The sequence below is a fragment of the Caballeronia sp. LjRoot29 genome (genome assembly GCF_964252755.1).
In the GTDB taxonomy this organism is placed as follows: Bacteria; Pseudomonadota; Gammaproteobacteria; order Burkholderiales; family Burkholderiaceae; genus Caballeronia.
Genome location: NZ_CAXUPU020000018.1, coordinates 1 through 19,618, shown reverse-complemented (window position 1 = coordinate 19,618; position 19,618 = coordinate 1). Strand labels below are relative to the sequence as shown.

Genomic DNA, 19,618 nt, shown 5'->3' with positions numbered 1-19,618 from the left:
TTCTTCCACAACCCATAAATAAAAAGCGCGACCCTTTTGTTCAGGGCCGCGCTTTTTTATTGCTTCTATGCGTCGTTAAACCGTTTCTTCCGCCAGTTCGCGTGCGGCGGCAAGCGCCATCCGGAAATCGGCGAGTTCGGCGATTGTCAGCACCGGAATGTTGCGCTCCTTAACAAACGCATCGATCTGAGCACCGCGCGCCATCGTGCCGTCCGGGTTCATCAATTCGCACAGTACGCCGGCAGGCTTCAACCCGGCGAGGATAGCCAGATCGACGGTTCCTTCCGTATGACCGCGCCGGGTCAGCACGCCGCCCGGCTGCGCGCGCAGCGGGAACACATGGCCGGGACTCACGATATCGCCAGCCTTCGCGTTATCGGCAATCGCAGCGCGGATCGTGGTCAGCCGGTCAATGGCCGATACGCCCGTCGTCACGCCCTCGCGTGCTTCGATAGAAACCGTGAACGCCGTGCCGTATTTGCTGCCGTTGTCGGCGACCATCGGCGGCAAGTGGAGCGCGCGAACGGTCTCGTCAGGAAGGCACAGGCACACAATGCCGCTGCACTCCCGGATCATCAGCGCCATGCCTTCGACATCAAGCTTTTCAGCGGCGTAAATCAGGTCGGCTTCGTTCTCGCGATCGTCGTCGTCGAGCAGGGCGACCGCGCGGCCTTCGCGCAACGCTTGCAGGGCAGCGGCAATTCGATGAGGGATCGCAACGGACGCTTCACCTGCACGAAGTTGCGCAAGATCGGCAAAGGCGGTGGCCGGGGAGGTGAAAACTGAATCGGACATGAGTGAAACGCTCTCGCAAAAGAAAATGGGGCGAAAAACGTTTCAGGGCATTGCAAACAGACAGAACGACACGCGTCTTCAACGCCGTCAATTCGACAGCGCCGGTTTAACGCGGACGCAAATGCGCCGCGGCAAACACGCGAAACGGACATGACCGTCTGCACATCTTCTTCCATCCGGACTATGACCGTCGGCTCTGGCATCTCACCAGATCTGCTGACCCCGCTGGGCGGCTCGCAATGACTTGCAAGCTGCATTCACAGGCGCTCGCGGGCTCGCGAGAGGCTTTCGCCGCTCGCATACCGCCGGTGGGGAATTGCACCCCGCCCTGAAGACGTACTGACTTGTCGCTAAACACTTAACAACGCGACGAATTTCAGGATACAGCAGACTTGCCAATGTTGCAGTACTGCCTGCCTCTAGCTTGCAGGCAAGCTTGCTTAGCTGGCATCGTCGATACGACGTGAATCGGCCGGAACATGCCAGCGCGGCGGCGTTTCCGCGTTCACCGTCACCTGGTACGCGCGCGCTTCCGTGTTGCCGGGATTGCGCAGCGTGTGGGGTTGATCGGCGTCGAACACAATGGCGTCGCCGGTGGCTAGCAACTGCGCCCGGTCATGCACGCGAATTTCCAGCGTGCCGTCGCTCACGACCAGGTTGATCGTGGTGCCGGGTGGATGCGCGCTGCCGGATTCGGCGTGCAGCGGCGCAATCCTCAGTTCATGGAATTCCGCCGATGCAGGCGCGCTCAACGGAAATAACGGGCGGGCGGAAAAGCGTCCATTCGATGTCACCAGCCGCGTTGCCTCTTCAGCCGGCAAATATTCGATGCCATTGATCGCGTGGCGTCGCAGGAACGCCGCCACCGATACCTTCAGCGCGCTCGCAATCTTGTGCAGTACCTTGATGGACGGCACGCTACGCCCGGATTCGATCTGCGCCAACATGGCGCGCGATACGCCGGACGCGCGAGCGAGGGCATCGAGCGAGAGCTGGCGTTCGGCGCGCAGCCGCGCGAGGTTCACGCCAACCAGGTATTCGAGCGCGTCGTTCGCTTCCTGCGCGTCCGTTGGCTGCGTGTGAAGCGCGTTTGCCACGGTGTTTGCCGCACGCGCCTGTGTTGCCTCGGCGTGTTCGGCCGGCGCGCGCGCATCGAACGACTCGCGCACGAGTTCCAGCGATGAATAAGCCGATGCAACCATGATGAGCCTCCAGTCTTTCAATCGTTCAGTCGATCAGACCCGCTCGGCGAACCGGCGCGGGAACGAGTGAAGGCAAGACTAGCATTCGCTCAACTGGCGGCAAACGAAGATATCGTCACACCGTTATGAGGTGCCGCAGGGTAGCTATTCGCGGCAACCCCTCGTTAAACGACCGTGCGAGCGGGTGCGGGCGGCGTGGATTGCGTGGGTGACGTCTCCCGCAGCTCGGCATCGGGTTTGCTCGACGCGAACCACGCGTCAATGCGGCGAACCACGTCTTCAAGCGATCCCGGCTCCAGATGCAGGCCGAGTTTCGAGCGGCGCCAGAGCACGTCGTCCGCGCAGGTTGTCCATTCGTTGTCGCGCATGTAGCGGAGTTCGGCTTCGTAGAGGCTGGGCGCCAGGGCCTCGCCGAGGTCGGCGAGCGAGCCGGCATTGCCTAGAAGCTTCTGAGCGCGCGTTCCGTACGCCCGCGCGTAACGGTGCGCGAGTTCGTCCGGCAGCCAGCTGTTGCGTTGCTTGAACGAGCTGAGAAAAAGCGCGAAGTCGGCGTTGGCAATGTCCCCGCCCGGCAGCGGCGCGCCCTCGGTCCAGGTTTTACTCCGCGCCGGCGATTGCAGCGCTGCCCCCAGCTTGTCGACGGCTTCTTCGGCCAGCTTGCGAAACGTGGTGATCTTGCCACCGAACACCGATAACAGCGGCGCTTCGTTCGCGGGCGTGTCGAGTTCCAGCAGGTAATCGCGCGTGACGGCCGATGCGTTCTCCGCGTTTTCGTCCTCGAGCAGGCCGCGCACGCCGGCGTAGGTCCAGCAGACATCAGCCGGGCTGATGTGCTTCTTGAAGTAGCGATTGATGGAGTCGCAAAGGTACGCCGTTTCTTCCGGGCTGATCACGACTTTCGATGGATCGCCGTGATACTCGAGGTCCGTGGTTCCGATCAGCGTGTAGTCGTGCTCATACGGAATGGCGAAAATGATGCGCTTGTCCGGATTCTGGAAAATGTACGCGTGGTCGTGCTCAAAGAGGCGCCGGGTGACAATGTGGCTTCCCTTGACCAACCGCACGGTGTGGCGCGTATGCGTGTTGCTGTTGAGCGAATCCTTGAGCAGGTCGCTGACCCACGGACCAGCCGCGTTTGCGATGGAGCGCGCCCGAATCTCAAAGGTCGCGCCCTGGTTGTCGGCGAGCGCGGCATGCCAAACGCCTTCGCCGCGCCGCGCACTCACCAGACGCGTGCGCGTCTTGATGACGGCGCCGTGTTCCTGCGCATCGACGGCGTTAAGCGCGACGAGGCGAGCGTCGTCCACCCAGCCGTCGGAATACACAAACCCACGTTTGATTGAGTCGATAAGCGGAGCGCCCGCCGGGTGCCGGCGCATTTTGATACCCCGGGAGCCGGGCAGCAATTCGCGGCGCGCAAGGTGATCGTAGAGGAACAGGCCGGCGCGGATCATCCAGGCCGGGCGCAGGTTCGGCATGTGCGGCATCACGAAACGCAACGGCCATATGATGTGCGGCGCCGCGCGCAGCAACACTTCACGTTCCTGGAGCGCCTTGCGCACGAGCCGATATTCGCCGTATTCGAGATAACGAAGCCCGCCGTGAATGAGCTTCGTACTCGACGACGACGTGTGCGAAGCCAGGTCGTCCTTTTCGCACAGCATGACGGTGAGGCCACGGCCCGCCGCGTCCCGCGCTATGCCCGTGCCGTTGACCCCGCCGCCCACCACGAGCACATCGTAAAGATTGCCTTGCATCGCTTGTCCGCCCCATGGCCACCAACGGAAAACTCCGTCGGAACATACTAATGTTCGAATTCGAAATTTAACGAACAAAAACGAAAATGTAAAGTCGTCTGAATGGCTAACGCGCCGCTATTACTGCGTTTTGCCGGAAAAGTGCAGGTTGCGGTCGTTTTTGGTCGTATTTGGGCTCATAGGCCGTTCGGTCGAGTGGCGCGAAGCTGGCCGCCGGCCGATACTGTAGGCACTGGGGATGAAGGAGTAACGCGATGCGAAAGATGTTAGTGGCGGGTGCGCTCGGCGCGCTGACGCTGGCCGGATGTATATCCGCGCCAGATGTTGCAGGATCAATGGGAGCGCCGTCCCTCGCCGCGCTCCAGTCCATGTGCGGTGGGAGCGCAGTTGATTACGGCACGGACGCGCAGGGCGTGTATACGGCGTTTCTCGATGCTTACGTGGCGCAAAAACGCGGCAAGCTACCAAAGGACCAGTTTTGCGCGTTCCAGGCGGGAATTGCGAGTCAGTATGCGGCGTTTACTGCTAGCCGTACGGCAGCAGCGCAAAGCACGTGGGCTTCGTTCTTCGCGGATCAGCGGGCGCAAGCGCTTAGTTGGCGCGCAGCCGTCGACCCGACCTTGCGCGCTGGCTAATCGGCTCGCTGTTCGGCCCACTCACGCAGCCTTGGTGGAGGCTGCGATGGCCGAAGAGCGAATCTATGAATATCGTTTGATTGCTTTGATCGTGGAGTCGCCGGAAGCCGTCAGGCTCCACAACTGGTGCCCGGAGGCGAGATTTTCCAACTGGACAAGCTGGCGCTCGAGCAGGGCGTCGAGTTCGTCGCGCACCATGTCCATCTGATGGGGGGCGTCTTGCAACAGGAGCAGCGTGGCAAATTCATGCGGACTTAGCATCGTGTTCTCCATGACGATCGAGCGGCACTTTGATCGGTCGGCGATCGGCATAAGTGCTTCGGAACGTTGTGCGAGGCTGAAACTTCGTGTCCGGCAGACGCATGATGCATAGCGTGGCTGGGGGCGCCCAAAAGCGGCGCTTCGTTGCCGGAATTTGATTGTAGGCAAGCGTCAGACGAGTGCCAAACGCTTGCGGAAAATAATGGGTTTGACTTTTTAGGGGCGCGAAAGCGGTTCGGCAGACAAGCGGAATCGTAGAATTTACGTGAGGTTCCTGCCGCACTGCACACAGGCAGCGGGCCTTGGCGAAGCAAGATTTTTGGGGCCGGACCTACGCCGCCACGAATACCTGCGTGTTTGCTTCGGCGAGCGTTTGAGCCATTTCCGGTGGCGCAGGGGCATTGGTGAACAACGCGTCGATCTGGCTCAGATGACCGAGTCGGACCAGTGCCGGGCGGTTGAATTTCGAATGATCGGCGGCGAGGAACACCGTGCGGGCGTGTTTGATGATCGCTTCGGCCACGCGGACTTCGCGGGTATCGAAGTCGCGCAGTGTGCCGTCGGTTTCAATGCTCGACGCCCCAATGATCGCGAAGTCCACTTTGAACTGGCGGATGAAGTCGATAGCCAGCTCGCCCACAATACCTTTGTCCCACGGCCGCACAATGCCGCCGGTAATCAGCACCTCGCATTCGGGGTAACCGCTCATCATGCTGGCCACGTTGAGGTTGTTCGTGATCACGTGCAAGCCGCGATGCCGGTTCAGCGCCCGGGCGACTTCCTCGGTCGTCGTGCCCAGGTTGATGAAGAGGGACGCCTGATCGGGGATGTGCTGAGCGACGAGCGCGCCTATGCGACGTTTTTCGTCGTGGAACATGCGCTGACGCGCCGTGTATGAGACGTTCTCCGAACTGGTCGGCAGGCTCGCGCCACCGTGATAGCGGCGCAGGAGGTTCATGTCCGAGAGCCAGTTGACGTCGCGTCGAATGGTTTGCGGCGTGACGTCGAAATGCGTGGCCAGGTCTTCCACTGTCACGAAGCCATCGCGTTGCACCCAGTCGAGCAGCTCTTGCTGTCGTGCGTTCAAGGTGATGCGGGGATCTCGTGTCATGGCGTCGAAGAGTGCGCTTTTTTGTCTTGAGGTGGCCCGTATTGTAAGGGATAGGCCCGGCGGTCCGGCAATGCTCGATCGTCCGTCTTACCTTTGGATATCGCTGTCCAATGGCATCGATGCAACCACGCCAACGAGCGCGTTACGGCTGGGGTCAGGCATCAAAAGCGAGGAGTGCGTTACGAGGCATTACACCGCGTGCCACTCGCGAGCAGCTTGTAGTGAAGTTGCTCGGACATTGTCCATACGTGTACATATCCGCATGTCCAAAAGACCACTGCCTACATCGCCCGTACGGATTGCATGCTTCGCGTTCAGCGCGGCAACTCGTGAGGATGGCAAAATTGATGGTATCGAGTCTAACCGCGGCTTGCCGGCCCGAAATCTATCTCCCGCCAAGCATATTCGATATGAAAAATCGCTCGGCTATAAGGCGCCATTAACGCCATCGCCGAATCGTTTTTCAGTGGCTTACCGAAATGTGCCCGTAAGCGCACGGGAATCAAGCGTGACGTGCGTTATCGCAACGCGCTTCAACGCGGTACGATTTATGCTGTTTTGAGCGGTATCCGGAACTGACATGTGGTTCCAACGGTCTGTCTTCGGGCCTGCAGCTTAATTGCAACCCGGCTAAGATGCAGGCTCTAAGTCTTAACCACATGAGGACGCCGCGACTTCAAGTCATGGCGTCGCCTGATTTTCGGCCGGTTTGGCTGACGGCGCGTTCAGTACAGCTTTGGGAGCGCGATTTTTATGCACAGTGATAGTACCCACGTGATGCCCTGGCGGATCGAAGACATCGACCTGTCCCGGATCGACCGGCGTAAAGCGGCATCCAATGAACACCTTCTCTTGTTGCTTTGCGCGGCTTCGTTCATTGAGAGCGGAACCGATCTTTATACGAGCAACCTGAGCACGTATTTCAACGACGACCCTGAAGTGTCCGACTGGCTCAACAACGAGTGGGAGCCGGAAGAAATGCAGCACGGGCGCGCATTGAAGACGTATATCCACCATGTATGGCCTGAGTTCGATTGGGACACGGCGTTCAAGAATTTCTTCGCTGAGTACTCGCTGACGTGTTCAGTCGAGGACTTCGAGAAAACGCGGGCGCTTGAAATGGTCGCGCGCTGCGTGGTTGAGACCGGGACGGCCACGCTGTATCGGGCCATTAACGAGTGCTCGGACGAACCAGTGCTCAAGCAACTCACCGACAACATCCGCACCGACGAAGTCCGCCATTACAAGCACTTCTTCCGCTTCTTCAAGAAGTACAACAAGATTGAAGGCAATGGCCGCTTCGCTGTTCTCGGCGCCTTGCTGCGCCGTGTAATGGAAATTAAGAATGAGGATTCCGAGATCGCGCTGCGCCATGTGTTTGCCATCCGCTACCCGGACCGCGCGAACGACACCGCGCACAACCGCGAGTTGGCGGCGCGGGTAAATGCGTTGGTCCGGCGCAATTTGTCGGCTGATATGTGCGTGAAGATGTTGCTCAAGCCGCTCGATCTGCCGGCCCGCATTCAGCCTAGCGTGCACTATCCGCTCGCAAAGATCACGCAGCACGTGTTCTTCCGATAGGCCAAGCCGCCGTTTGCATCGAACGGTTCGCCAAGCGTTAATCGATGGCCCGCTTTCGCGGGCCATTGTCTTTTCATGGAGATCCGCATGACCGATTCCACTGCGTCCGGCGCACCCGGCCTCGAGCACGATACGTTCGACGAATGGCCTCCGGGTTTGCGAACCTTGTTCGACGGTACATCGATAGAAACGAAAACGGGCTTCACGGCGTCGTTGCTCGCAGCCGATGAAGGCCGCGTGCGGACGTCGCTGCTGAGCGTTGGTGAACTGTTCGCGCCGGATCCGGGCACGTTGTGCTTCTCGTTGTGGCCGCAATCGCGGGCGGCGCGGTTGGTGTCGAAGACCGGTTGCGCCACACTGACTTTCGTCTTCGATGAAGCCTTCTTCCAGGTCCAGCTTCAGACGCGAATTGCGACCTTGGAGGGTGCGCCGTTCAAGTGTTTTATCGCGACGATAGAAAGCGGGGAATGGCAGAAGGTGCCTTATGCACGACTCGTGCAGGGCATTGGATTCGAGTTCGCGCAAGGGCAGGGGGACGCTGTGCTGACGCGCTGGCGAGAACAGATTGACGTGCTGAAGCGTGCGGCCAGCGCCGCTGCCTGAAACAAAAAACACAAAAAAGCGGAGCCGAGGCTCCGCTTTTTTATCGAGTGCGATGAGGGGCGCTTCCCTCGTGCTACTTAACGCCCGCGTTGTCCCGTGCGGGGTGTATCGCGCCGGCCTGCACCGCCGCTGCCTTCAGTGCGCGGTTTGCCGCCGAGCAGCGCAGCGCCAGCCGGCCGTGAGCCTTCTGGTTTGCGCGGCGCACTGCCATTGCCACCGGTTTTCGCCGCAACGGGTTTCGGCGAGCGCGAACCGTAGCCGCCACCATTACCGCCATTACCGCCATTGCCGCCATTGCCGCCATTGCCGCCGCCGTTCCCAGCCGGCTTGGCCGAAGATGACGACCGTCCGCCGCCGTTCGATTGCTTCGGCCCACCTTGACGCGGCGCACCTTGCCCTTGGCGTGCACCGCCGCCGCCTTGGCCGCGTCGGAGAATCGGTTCCGGCTTCTGCGTCAGATCCGGTTCAAAACCTGCGATGACTTCCTGCGGAATCGGCCGCTTGATCAGGCGTTCGATGTCTTTGAGCAACTGATGTTCATCGACACAAACCAGCGACAGCGCCTCACCCGTTGCGCCTGCACGACCCGTACGGCCGATCCGGTGAACATAATCCTCCGGCACATTCGGCAGATCGAAGTTGACCACATGCGGCAACTGGTCGATGTCGATACCGCGCGCCGCAATATCCGTGGCTACCAGCACCTGCAGCGTGTTGTCCTTGAACTCGGCCAAAGCACGCGTACGTGCCGACTGACTCTTGTTGCCGTGAATGGCCAGCGCGCTGATCCCGTCCTTCGACAACTGCTCGGCGAGCCGGTTCGCACCATGCTTCGTACGCGTGAAGACCAGCACCTGGAACCAGTTGTTCTTTTGAATCAGATGCGTGAGCAACTCGCGCTTCTTGTCGCGATCGACGGGGTGAATCTTCTGCGCGATCGCTTCAACGGTCGAGTTCCGACGCGCCACTTCGATCAACGCCGGGCGATCGAGCAGGCTATCCGCAAGCGTCTTGATTTCTTCCGAGAACGTAGCCGAGAACAGCAGGTTCTGGCGCTTCGGCGGCAACTTGGCGAGCACGCGCTTGATGTCGTGGATAAAGCCCATGTCGAGCATACGATCGGCTTCGTCGAGCACGAGAATTTCGAGCTTCGACAAGTCGATGGTCTTCTGCTGCATGTGATCGAGCAATCGGCCGGGCGTTGCCACGACGATATCCACACCGCGACGCAATGCATCGATTTGCGGATTGATGCCCACGCCGCCGAACATCACCGTCGATTTCAGTTTCAGATACTTACCGTAGCCGCGCACGCTTTCTTCCACCTGGGCGGCGAGTTCGCGCGTAGGCGTGAGGATCAGCGCGCGGACCGGGCGCTTGGCGCCTGCCAAAGGCGCGGGAGCTTCGGACAAACGTTGCAGGATAGGCAGCGTAAAACCGGCCGTCTTGCCCGTGCCTGTTTGGGCGCCGGCGAGCAGGTCACCGCCGTTCAGCACAGCCGGAATGGCCTGCAACTGGATGGGGGTTGGAATGGTGTAGCCGAGTTCGTTGACAGCGCGAAGCAGGGGTTCGGACAAGCCGAGGGAATCAAAAGACATAAGTATTCACAGATTCGGTATGACGACCGGCGCTTTTCGCTTAAAGCCCCAAAGGGCTCTGAAGCCCCAAAAAAAGGCGGCTCGCACAACGAGGTGCGTGCGTACGACGATCGAGGAAATCGGGCGGCATGACGTTCGGGGCGCTTGCTCAAAACAAAAGCTACGAGCGCCGGGAAAGTTGCCGCGAAGATCAACGCGCTATCAAGACACGCTGACTGGCGTTAAGTTGCATTTGAAACGCCGTAAAACGCTTCGCGTCAGGCATTAGGTGCCGTTTCAAGGCAGGCTCACGCTACGTAGCGTGCAATGCTGACGAATTGACACAAGCTGCCGCCCAACACGAACAGGTGCCAGATGCCATGTCCATGCCGGATGCGCTCGTCGTTGATGAAAAAGTAAATGCCGGCGCTGTAGATCAAACCGCCGGCCAGCAGCCACGCCGTGCCGGCGGGCGGTAGTGCCGAAACGAGAGGACGGATGGCTACGAGCGCGAGCCAGCCCATCATCACGTAAATCACCATCGACACGCTGCGGGTTCGACGCCCGAGCGTAAGTTCCTGAACAATGCCGAGAGCGGCGAGCCCCCAGCTTACCCCGAATAACGACCAGCCCCATGGGCCGCGAAGCGTAACAAGCGTGAACGGTGTGTAACTTCCTGCGATCAGCAAGTAAATGGCCGAATGATCGCATTTCTGCAATACCGCCTTGGCCCGTGGACTGCGGACCCAGTGGTACAGCGTAGAGATTGTGTACAGCACGAGCAGCATGGCGCCGTACACCGCAAAACTGACGATCTTGTACGGGTCGCGTTCCATCGCGGCCATGGTGACGAGCGTTGCAAGCCCAGCCAACGACAGCACCGTGCCGACGAGATGGGTAACGCTGTTGAACCGTTCACCTAAGTACATCGACCATCCTTATCGCGGTATTGCGATCCTGTCTGTAATGCCGCGCTTTTCTGCTTTAAAAAGTGTGAGACCGAAGCTGGGTAATCTGCCAAATGAGCCGCGAACTGAGCCCTCAAACGCACCCGGGCATTTTACCGCTCCGAGTTCCGTCTGGCCTGACTACCCGCGTTCCACTTATTCGTGCTCAAAAAAGAAGAAGGGCGCCGCCCCGGTTTCGAGGCCTGCGCCCTGCTTGCGCCTTTCCGCGTATTTTACGCTACCTGCGGAAAACCCTTCTTTAAACAGTTATCAGTCGAGCGGAGCCGAACGCAAGTTGCTGACCTGTTGCGGCGATACCGGCGTACCGTGGTTGCCCCAAGACATCCGAATGTACGTCACCACTGCAGCCACTTCCGTATCCGACAGCGATTGAGCGAACGGCGGCATGCCATACGGATGCGGGTTGCCTTCCGTGCTCGGCGGATAACCGCCATTGAGCACCATGCGGATCGGGTTCACGGCCGACTGCATCTGGATGGACTGGTTCGTGGCAAGCGGCGGGTAGGCCGGCGGTTTGCCGAGACCATTTTCCGCGTGGCACTTCGCGCAGTTTTCCGTGTAGATCTTCTTGCCCTGTTGCAGCAATTCCGAACCAAACTGAGCCGATGTTTCGAACTGCATCGTTTCCGGCGCTTCGCCCTTTTGCGGGATCGACTTCAGGAACGTCGACATGGCGTTGATATCCGCGTCCGTCATGTACTGCAAGCTGTTGTGAACCACTTCGGCCATCGGGCCAAACACGGCGCCGCGCTGGGACACACCGGTCTTCAGCAGGTCGTTGATGTCCTTGATGTCCCAGTCGCCAAGTCCGGCTTCCTTGTTCGACGTCAGCGACGGTGCGTACCAGTTCTGCAGCGGGATCAGACCGCCGCCGAAGGCTGCCGAGCTGACCGGGCCGCCGAGCGGGTTGATCGATGTATGGCACATGCTGCAATGGCCAAGCCCTTCGATCAGGTAAGCACCGCGGTTCCACTCAACCGACTTGGTGGGATCCGGCTTGAATTCGCCTTCGCTGAAGAACAGCACGCGCCAGCCAATCAGCATGTTGCGCTGGTTGAACGGGAAGCGCAGTTCGTGCGGACGGCTGGCCACATTGACCGGGGGCACCGAGCGCATGTACGCGAACATGGCGTCCGAGTCGGCGCGCGTGACCTTGGTATAAGCCGTGAACGGCATGGCCGGGTACAGCAGGCTGCCGTCTTTCGAGCGGCCGAGGTGGATCGACCGGTAGAAATCGTCCGATGTCCATTTGCCAATGCCGTACTGGTCGTCCGGCGTGATGTTCGGCGTGTAGAGCGTGCCGAACGGCGTGAGCATGGGCAGGCCGCCGGCAAACGTCTTGCCGCCGCGAACCGTGTGGCAGGCAATACAGTCACCGGCGCGCGCCAGATATTCACCGCGTTTGATCAACTCGGTCTGGTCGGCGGGCACGGCCGCAACGGCGCCGCCCGAATGGAAGGTGTTGCCACCCGACCAGAGTGCGGCTGCGGCTGCGGCGGCCGTGATGACAACAACAGCCGAAAGTGCGAACAGGGACTTGCGTTTCATATTCTTCTCGCTCCTCGCGCCTTATTGCGGTTCGCTGCCGCAGGCGAGCGGCGTTTTGCGCGAGCCTGCAGGCGCGGGTACCGGATTAGCCGGTGCGGTTTGCGTGGACAGCCAGGCGGCGACAGCAGTCACGTCGTCGTCGGTCAGGCGGGTGGCGATCTGTTGCATGCAGTCAGGTGCTTTCGCGTGACGCGAGCCCGCACGCCAGGCGCCAAGTTGCGCGCTGATGTAGTCGGAGTGCAATCCTACGAGACCCGGAATAGCCGGTTGCATACCCGTCAGGTTCGTGCCGTGGCACGCCGCGCAGGCGGGAATGTTGCGTCCGGCATCGCCGTTCAGAACGATCTGCTGGCCTTTCGACAACGTTGATGCCGACACAGTCGGCTTGGCCGGCTGCGGATACGGCGGACGCTGTTCCGAGAAATACGTGGCGATCTGATGAAGGTAGTCGTCGGAGAGATACGTGACGAGGTAGTTCATTGGCGGATACTTCCGGCGGCCTTCGCGGAAGTTCTCCAACTGGTTGTAGATGTAGTCAGCCGGCTTGCCGGCAAGCCGCGGGAAATAGTCGTTGTCCGTGCCTTCGCCGTGGACGCCGTGACATGCCGTGCAACCCTGGACACGCGCTGCCATGGTGTCCGGCGCCATTGGCTGGGCGGCGGCTGTAGCGGGCGCCGGGGCTTCTGCTGCGCCGGCAATGCTGGCTGTGCCGATCAGCGCCAGAGCCATTAGCGGGGCGAGCAACGGACGGAAAATGCGTCTTGAAGACACGCGACACTCCATGAATTTCGAGGACCTGCCGAGCTTCGTTCGGCCCGGTGCGAATATGTGGTGAACCATTGCCACATTGGCTCTGCGAGCCCCTGATGCGACGCGGCATTCTATCATCGTTGCCTGATGGTGACTATTTGTGCCTTGGCCTGTTGCACCGCACTTTCAACGTGTACGCGACAATTTGACGCGCGACCGATCGACAGAGGTTTTTGGCTATGGGTGACGGCTAATAGTCGATGGTGCCGAACAAAGTATCGACGAGATTTGTTGGGTTTGGGGGCGGTTTTGTGTGGCTCGGATGTCTCTAGGCCCTGGTGCATTCCATGTGCCCGTTCCGCTAGACTCGCGTTCCTGCGGTTTGTTTTTGTTTCTTGTTTTGTTTCTTCCTCGGCCCTTCATCGAACCTTCAATGCATTCCTTGCTTGCTTTCACTTTCGGCCTGGATCACGTCGTTCAGGCGTATTCATGAGCGACGATCCGCTGTGGTTCGCTCAAGTCCTCATTGCCGCGCTCGCCGACATCGCGTTTGCCTGCGCGCTTGGCGGGGCGTTCCTGAGCGTGTGGTTATCGAAGGAAAACGCGGCTGCGCCCGTTTCACCCGCGCGTCTCGGCTGGGTCAGGGCGCGTCGGCTGAGCACGGGCGGCGCTGTCGTGCTCGCGGTGGCGGACCTCGTGCTGGTCTGGTTGCAGGCGGCATCGATGAGCGGCGCGCCTCTCTTTCAAGCCTTCGATGCCGTCGTCACCGTGGTGACCGGCACGCACGCCGGCATGGGCTGGGCGATCGCGTTCGCCGGCAGCGTGTTGATGGTATTGGCTTCGGTTTTGAGTACGCCGAAAGGCGGTCCGCGCATTGGCGTGTTCGCGGTTGGCGCACTGGTGGCGGCGGCCGGCAAGGCGTCGATAGGCCATGCCGCAGATGCCGGCGCCTTTTCTCTAGCTGAAGGCGTGCAGACGGTCCATCTGCTGGCGACGGCCGTGTGGGGCGGGTTGGTTATCGCGAGTGCATGGCGGGTGTTGCCGGCGCTTGGGACATCGCTTGCGCGGGCCTCGTTGATACGACTTGCCGGGAAGGTTTCCACGGCGGCGGTCGTTGCCGTATCGCTGGTGATCCTTACCGGGATTTACAACGCGTGGCGGGGGCTGGGCGGATCGGTCCAAGCGCTCGAAACAAGCGGGTGGGGCCACGCGCTGGTCGTGAAGAGTGTATTTATTGCGACGGCATTGTTGCTTGGCGCCATAAACCGATGGTCCGTCATGCCGCGATTGCAGCGCACTGCATCGACAGTCGATGCGCACACATTCACGGGCGTCATGCGGATGGAGGCGTTGCTGATTGTTGCGGTGTTTGTCGCGGCCGCCGTGCTGTCGCACAGCGTGCCGGGTTTTTCTGCGATGGCGTAGCTGGAGTTACAAAACGCCGATAGTCACTCGTAGCCCAGTCTGTGACTCACGATGGGTGCGCAGAACAATGCCAGCGCACAGCCAATCGCCTTGCCCTGCAACTCGATGAACGCCCGGTGCGACATGGGCGACGACAAGATGACGTCGAGGAGTTGCGGCAGGCAAAACAGCACGGCAGCGCCGATAAAGCAGCGCGTCACCGTCGACATGCGCCAGCTGTGCTGTGCGCCCACGGCGGCACAGATCACCCGCAGCACGCCGAACAGCACCAACGCGCCGACGGCCATCTGCGTGCGGACGAATTCATCTGGAAGGGTGTAGTAATACATGCTGGGCTCACTAGCTTGGTCGTTGCGCTCTTCCCGGGCGCTGGGTCGAAACAAACACACTTACGCCAGATAATGCAAGACGCGGGCCAGGCGTCTCACCCAAACCCTCCCGGCACATGAGTTTCGTGCGCCGTGAGGAAGCCATTTCCAGTGTTGTAACCCGTTGGCCAAAAGCATTTCGCCAGCATGTTACGTAACGCCATTGAGACGAAATTGTCGTATCAATGGCGCTATTCTACGATGCCCGCTCATTTTGCATAGTGCGGTGCAGCGCAATTCTCGGGTTACCACTCTGCAACGCTGCCATCCGCGTGACGCCACACCGGATTGCGCCAGCGATGCCCAACCTTCGCCATCTCGCGCACTTTCTCCTCGTTCACTTCAATGCCCAAGCCCGGTCCTTGCGGAATCATCACCATGCCATCTTCGTATTTGAAGACTTCTGGGTTCTTGATGTAATCGAGCAGATCGTTGCCCTTGTTGTAGTGAATCCCGAGGCTTTGCTCCTGGATGAAGGCGTTGTAGCTGACGGCATCGATTTGAAGACAGGTTGCCAGCGCGATCGGGCCGAGCGGGCAATGCAAGGCGAGGGCGACGTCGTAGGCTTCGGCCATCGATGCAATCTTGCGGCACTCCGTAATTCCGCCCGCGTGCGATGCGTCCGGCTGGATGATGTCGACGTAACCGCCCGCCAGGATGTGCTTGAAGTCCCAGCGCGAGTACAGACGCTCGCCGAGCGCGATCGGCGTGCTCGTCTGGTTCACGATGTCGCGCAACGCCTCAACGTTCTCCGACAACACCGGCTCTTCGATAAACAGCAGCTTGAACGGGTCGAGTTCCTTCGCGAGCACCTTCGCCATCGGCTTGTGCACGCGGCCGTGGAAGTCCACGCCGATGCCAATATTCGGTCCCACGGCCTCACGCACCGCCGCCACGTTGTTGATGACGGCTTGAACCTTGTCGAAGGTATCGATGATCTGAAGTTCTTCCGAACCGTTCATCTTCACCGCCTTGAAGCCGCGATCCACGACGGCGCGCGCGTTGTTCGCGACGTCGCTTGGGCGATCGCCGCCGATCCACGAATACACCTTGATGCGGTCGCGGACCTGGCCGCCGAGCAGCGCGTGGATGGGCACGCCGTGATGCTTGCCCTTGATGTCCCACAGCGCCTGGTCGACGCCCGCAATCGCGCTCATGCCGATGGGCCCGCCGCGATAAAACCCCGCGCGATACATGACCTGCCAGTGGTCTTCGATCAGCAGCGGGTCCTTGCCGATCAGATAGTCCGACAACTCATCGACGGCAGCTGCGACCGTGTGCGCGCGGCCTTCCACGACCGGTTCGCCCCAGCCGACGATGCCTTCATCGGTCGTGACCTTCAGGAAGCACCAGCGCGGTGGAACGATAAAAGTTTCGAGTTTGGTGATTTTCATGCTGGCTCTCCTGAATTTTCCGGTGAGTGGGGAACGAGGGTTTCTATGCTATCAAAAATCCGTTTGACGTGTATATTAATAGTACTATTTGACGGAAACCCTTGTCAGGGAAGGGTCCGTATAATCCAGCGCCGTACCAGCGTTATTACTTTGAGCGAAGGGGAAGGATATCCAGCACGATCTGCACGGACGCGTGGCGTATGAGCTTGGCACCGAGATTCTGCGCGGCGATTTTCCGCCTGCGTCCACGTTGCCGCGCGAAGCCGAACTGATGGAGCGTTTTGGCGTCAGCCGGACCGTGCTGCGGGAGGCGTTGCGGACGCTGACATCGAAGGGATTGATTGAATCGCGGCCGAAAATTGGGACGCGTGTGCGGCCTCAGCAAGCCTGGAATCTTCTCGATGCCGATGTCTTGGAGTGGTACTCGCGCGTCGCCAAGCCGTTGCAGTTCGCGATCAAGCTTCAGGAAATGCGCGAGATGATCGAGCCGTATGCCGCTGCGTTGGCCGCCGCGAATCATGATGATGCTTCGTTGACGCGTTTAAGCCAGGCACATCAGGCGATGCTCGATGCCCGCAATGTCGATGAATGGGTTCGTGCCGATTTGCGGTTTCACTTGAGCGTGTTGAATGCGTGCAGCAATGAGTTGCTCGTGCCGCTCGGGACGTTGATCGAGCGCACGCTTGAGGCGCAGTTGCGGTTGAATGCGCGGCGGGCGGAGGTTTTCAACGCATCGATGGCGGAACATACGGCCGTTTTCGATGCCATCGTCGCGCGGAATTCAGCGGCGGCGCGTGACGCGATGGGCGGTTTGCTCGGCGTCACGCGGGCTCGAATCGAGGGGTAAGAAGGAGATACCCGACGATCGGCACATTCGGCGATATTTTCATTTTCGAGATAAAGTTGCGGGTCCGAGCGCCGTATGTTGATATCGATCAGGTAGACGTAGTTCAAAACGCGGCGCTCCGCATCCTTCCGAAGGAGCCCGAATTGCCGCACGTCCCGATCTCCGTTGTGTCGTCGTGGGGCGCGTGGGCCGTGTTCGTCAGCGTGCTCGCCACCCAGCTCGGCGTCCCCATTCCCGCTGCACCCATGCTGGTGCTCGCCGGCACGCTCGTCGCGGCCGGGCTGGCTTCGTTCTGGCATATGTTGGCGGCCGCGGTCATCGCGGTGGTTATCGCCGATTCGCTCTGGTTTGCTGCCGGGCGGTTATATGGCCGGCGATTCCTGACATCGCTTGTGCGGTTCTCACTTTCCCTCGATACCACTTTGCGAACCGCCCGGAGTTGGTTCGAGCGGTTCGGCGTGCCTTTGCTCGCGCTGTCTAAATTCGTTCCGGGATTGGGATTGGTGTCGTCGCCGTTGCTCGGGACGACGCAGATCGATGTGCGCGTTTTCGTGTTCTGGGATCTGGTGGGCGCGGCGCTTTGGGCATCGGCGTGGATGCTCGGCGGCGCGATCTTGAAGGCCGAAGTGGCGAATCTGCTGGTGTTCGTGCGGACGTATGGGCTCACCGCGCTCGATGTGCTCGGCATGGCTGCGGGTGCGTTCTTGGCGTACCGATGGGCGCGGCGTATTCAGTTTCGTCGATGGCTCGCGAAGTATCGGATCTCGCCCGAACAACTCGATGAAATGATGCGCTCCGATGCACCCCCCGTTATTTTCGATGCCCGGCCGGAAGAGGTGAGGCGGAAGGAGGCGCATCGGATCAAGGGCGCGATTCCGCTGGATCTGGAGTCGTCACGGAAAATCGATCCGATGTTTCGCGAGCACGAGGTCGTGGTGTATTGCGTGTGTCCGAATGAGGCGACGGCCAAGCATATTGTTCGGCAGTTGCAGGCGAAGGGGTTTCGGAATGTGCGGCCGCTAAAGGGTGGGTTGGACGCGTGGGAGAAGAAGGGATTTCCGGTGGAGGCTATTCCTTTGGATTCTTTGGGGTCTGCTGTGTTGGGGTCTGCTTCGTCTTCCTCTTCGCTCGATGACGACGATGATCGCAGCATGGGCGATATGGTCACCGTTCGGGCTACAGCGCCGGAGTGATGGTTTTGATGTTTTTCGCTAAGCGGAGTTGTGTCGGATGAAGCTGTTGGATGGAGTGGATTCCTCGCAACTTTTCGGCCTGCCAGCGCCGGATATCGCCACGCTCGATGATGGTCTGCAAGTTCCCTTTGTTCAAACCGGGCACGAACACGATGAGGTGATGCTCTTCGTGCATGGATCGCTTTGTGACTTTCGATACTGGAAGCCGCAGTTAGGGCCGCTTGCGAAGCAATATCGATGTGTCGCGCCTAGTCTTTCGCATTACTGGCCATCGGGGGTGATGGGGTTTGGCGCGATGGCCGGTGGGTCAAGGCAGTTTAGCTGGGACGCGCATGTTGATGAGTTGGGACGGTTTATCGAACGGCTGGGCGTTGGGGCGGTGAATGTTGTCGGGCACTCGCGGGGTGGGTGTGTCGCGTTTCATCTGGCTGTTAGATATCCGGAGTTGGTGAAGTCGTTGGTGCTGGCTGATCCGGGTGGGGCGGTGGCTCTTGAGGGCTCCGATACGCGTTCGCGGACGATCTTGCCTGCGCCTATAAATGCGCTACGGGCTAAGGCGGCGGAGTTGATTGGTAGCGGAGAGGTTGATGCGGGCTTGGAGCTTTTTGTCGATTCGGTAAGTCGGCCAGGGTTCTGGGCGAGGAGTCCGAAAGAGTTCAAGGCCATGGCGATGGATAACGCAAATACGTTGGCGCTGCAGTTTAGAGATCCGTTGCCGGCGTACGATGCGAAGGCTGCGGGGAGGGTGCAATGCCCTACGCTGCTGATTGATGGGGAGAAGAGCCCGCGTATGTTTCGGGACGCGGTCAACGCGTTGGAAGGTTGGATCGAAGGGGCGCGGAGAGTGACGATTGAGGGGGCGTCGCATGGGATGAATGTGACGCATGCGGGAGTTTTTAATCGAACTGTGGGAAGTATGGCCTCGGGCCGTAGTTAAAGCTGTCGATGTGAACAAAAAGCGCAAGGTAGCGGAACCGGCATGTATGGCGTTCAAAGGTCGGAGAGCGTCCCGCGAAAAGTGCTCTTGAATACCTGAAAGCAAGAGATTGCGACGGTCAAACTCAGGCGCGCATTTTTTAACGAGTTGCCCAGAAAAGCAGCTTATGCTTCTTGTTTCGCTTTTTGAACTGGAGTCAGTGAGTCCTCACGCCGGGGATACAAACATCAGGTTAGGCGCCGCAAAATTGGTGGCTTTCATGCGGTTTGACCGTCAGGTCTCATGTCAGCCTCAGAGACTTCGGAATGTTAAGTCGTGGGGTGCGAGTCGTGGGGTGCGCCAATGAATTCCCTGTTCGACAAGGTCTCAACGTCTTAAGCTTTCAAGGGGACAGGTGAAGTATCGAGTCGTCTTTGGCTATCGATTTACCTGAAAGTTTTATTTTTCGCTGCTTCGACAAAAACGGTAAAAGCGCGTCGCGCGCGAATGCGGCATGGTGCATCCCTCTGGTTGCAGTCGAGACGGTTTCAGTCGATGAAAACGGAAATCCAGTTGCCCTGAGAGACGCAGATTCCGTGTCCATTTCAGAGTACGGGCCGGGACATACCTTTCTTTAGCATACGCAATCCGCTCCCCATCTGAAACGCCAGCGTGAGCTAGACCGGC

General features: G+C 59.8%; 18 protein-coding genes and 1 riboswitch. Of the genes, 7 read left to right on the top strand and 11 right to left on the bottom strand.

Annotated elements, in window-relative coordinates; all coding sequences use genetic code 11:
• Positions 1-75 precede the first annotated feature (75 nt).
• From ribB to glpD, 3 genes are all read right to left on the bottom strand, one after another.
• Positions 76-795, bottom strand: coding sequence for a 3,4-dihydroxy-2-butanone-4-phosphate synthase (ribB, locus tag ACSQ83_RS19725; protein ID WP_436229309.1), 720 nt, complete (start codon positions 793-795; stop codon positions 76-78).
• A gap of 160 nt (positions 796-955) precedes the next feature.
• Positions 956-1,135: riboswitch (FMN riboswitch) on the bottom strand.
• Between the two features lie 100 nt (positions 1,136-1,235).
• Entirely contained in the window at positions 1,236-1,997 is a 762-nt protein-coding gene (locus tag ACSQ83_RS19720) for a helix-turn-helix domain-containing protein (protein ID WP_436229308.1), read from the bottom strand.
• Between the two features lie 164 nt (positions 1,998-2,161).
• Positions 2,162-3,754 carry a glycerol-3-phosphate dehydrogenase gene (gene glpD, locus ACSQ83_RS19715; RefSeq protein ID WP_436229307.1) on the bottom strand — a complete coding sequence of 531 codons (1,593 nt, stop codon included), beginning with the start codon at positions 3,752-3,754 and terminating at the stop codon, positions 2,162-2,164.
• 254 nt (positions 3,755-4,008) lie between these two features.
• On the opposite strand from glpD, the gene ACSQ83_RS19710 reads away from it, so the two are divergent.
• A complete protein-coding gene (locus tag ACSQ83_RS19710; RefSeq protein ID WP_414966498.1) occupies positions 4,009-4,389 on the top strand; it encodes a hypothetical protein in 381 nt (126 codons plus the stop codon).
• 63 nt (positions 4,390-4,452) lie between these two features.
• On the opposite strand, the gene ACSQ83_RS19705 is transcribed toward ACSQ83_RS19710, so the two are convergent.
• Together ACSQ83_RS19705 and ACSQ83_RS19700 are read right to left on the bottom strand one after the other, a co-directional pair.
• Positions 4,453-4,650, bottom strand: a complete 198-nt coding sequence (locus ACSQ83_RS19705; protein WP_414950292.1) for a hypothetical protein — start codon at positions 4,648-4,650, stop codon at positions 4,453-4,455.
• 331 nt (positions 4,651-4,981) lie between these two features.
• Positions 4,982-5,761 (bottom strand): DeoR/GlpR family DNA-binding transcription regulator, encoded by a 780-nt coding sequence (locus ACSQ83_RS19700; protein WP_436229306.1) that lies wholly within the window; start codon positions 5,759-5,761, stop codon positions 4,982-4,984.
• A gap of 753 nt (positions 5,762-6,514) precedes the next feature.
• Between ACSQ83_RS19700 and ACSQ83_RS19695 the strand changes: the two genes are divergently transcribed.
• A complete protein-coding gene (locus ACSQ83_RS19695; protein WP_414950173.1) occupies positions 6,515-7,342 on the top strand; it encodes a ferritin-like domain-containing protein in 828 nt (275 codons plus the stop codon).
• 87 nt (positions 7,343-7,429) lie between these two features.
• Entirely contained in the window at positions 7,430-7,945 is a 516-nt protein-coding gene (locus ACSQ83_RS19690) for a hypothetical protein (RefSeq protein WP_414950174.1), read from the top strand.
• 77 nt (positions 7,946-8,022) lie between these two features.
• On the opposite strand, the gene ACSQ83_RS19685 is transcribed toward ACSQ83_RS19690, so the two are convergent.
• From ACSQ83_RS19685 to ACSQ83_RS19670, 4 genes are all read right to left on the bottom strand, one after another.
• The gene (locus ACSQ83_RS19685; protein ID WP_436229305.1) at positions 8,023-9,543 is read right to left on the bottom strand and encodes a DEAD/DEAH box helicase; all 1,521 of its coding nucleotides are present in this window, start codon (positions 9,541-9,543) and stop codon (positions 8,023-8,025) included.
• A gap of 287 nt (positions 9,544-9,830) precedes the next feature.
• On the bottom strand, positions 9,831-10,451 hold the full coding sequence (gene trhA / locus ACSQ83_RS19680) for a PAQR family membrane homeostasis protein TrhA (RefSeq protein ID WP_414950177.1): 621 nt from the start codon (positions 10,449-10,451) through the stop codon (positions 9,831-9,833).
• Positions 10,452-10,739: 288 nt separating this feature from the next.
• On the bottom strand, positions 10,740-12,038 hold the full coding sequence (locus ACSQ83_RS19675; RefSeq protein ID WP_414950179.1) for a c-type cytochrome: 1,299 nt from the start codon (positions 12,036-12,038) through the stop codon (positions 10,740-10,742).
• A 21-nt stretch (positions 12,039-12,059) separates the two neighbouring features.
• Positions 12,060-12,821 (bottom strand): c-type cytochrome, encoded by a 762-nt coding sequence (locus ACSQ83_RS19670; protein WP_414950181.1) that lies wholly within the window; start codon positions 12,819-12,821, stop codon positions 12,060-12,062.
• A 456-nt stretch (positions 12,822-13,277) separates the two neighbouring features.
• On the opposite strand from ACSQ83_RS19670, the gene ACSQ83_RS19665 reads away from it, so the two are divergent.
• Complete coding sequence (locus ACSQ83_RS19665; RefSeq protein ID WP_414966500.1) at positions 13,278-14,213, top strand: CopD family protein; 936 nt, start codon at positions 13,278-13,280, stop codon at positions 14,211-14,213.
• A gap of 23 nt (positions 14,214-14,236) precedes the next feature.
• Here the strand turns inward: ACSQ83_RS19665 and ACSQ83_RS19660 are convergent, their stop codons facing one another.
• Positions 14,237-14,542 carry a hypothetical protein gene (locus ACSQ83_RS19660; RefSeq protein ID WP_414950185.1) on the bottom strand — a complete coding sequence of 102 codons (306 nt, stop codon included), beginning with the start codon at positions 14,540-14,542 and terminating at the stop codon, positions 14,237-14,239.
• Between the two features lie 284 nt (positions 14,543-14,826).
• A complete protein-coding gene (dgoD, locus tag ACSQ83_RS19655; RefSeq protein WP_436229304.1) occupies positions 14,827-15,975 on the bottom strand; it encodes a galactonate dehydratase in 1,149 nt (382 codons plus the stop codon).
• 169 nt (positions 15,976-16,144) lie between these two features.
• Between dgoD and ACSQ83_RS19650 the strand changes: the two genes are divergently transcribed.
• The 3 genes from ACSQ83_RS19650 to ACSQ83_RS19640 all read left to right on the top strand — a co-directional run bounded on the left by ACSQ83_RS19650 (position 16,145) and on the right by ACSQ83_RS19640 (position 18,952).
• Positions 16,145-16,822, top strand: coding sequence for a FadR/GntR family transcriptional regulator (locus ACSQ83_RS19650; protein ID WP_436229379.1), 678 nt, complete (start codon positions 16,145-16,147; stop codon positions 16,820-16,822).
• A gap of 143 nt (positions 16,823-16,965) precedes the next feature.
• A complete protein-coding gene (locus ACSQ83_RS19645) occupies positions 16,966-18,015 on the top strand; it encodes a DedA family protein/thiosulfate sulfurtransferase GlpE (RefSeq protein ID WP_436229303.1) in 1,050 nt (349 codons plus the stop codon).
• A 37-nt stretch (positions 18,016-18,052) separates the two neighbouring features.
• Positions 18,053-18,952, top strand: coding sequence for an alpha/beta fold hydrolase (locus ACSQ83_RS19640; RefSeq protein ID WP_436229302.1), 900 nt, complete (start codon positions 18,053-18,055; stop codon positions 18,950-18,952).
• The last annotated feature ends 666 nt before the right edge of the window (positions 18,953-19,618 follow it).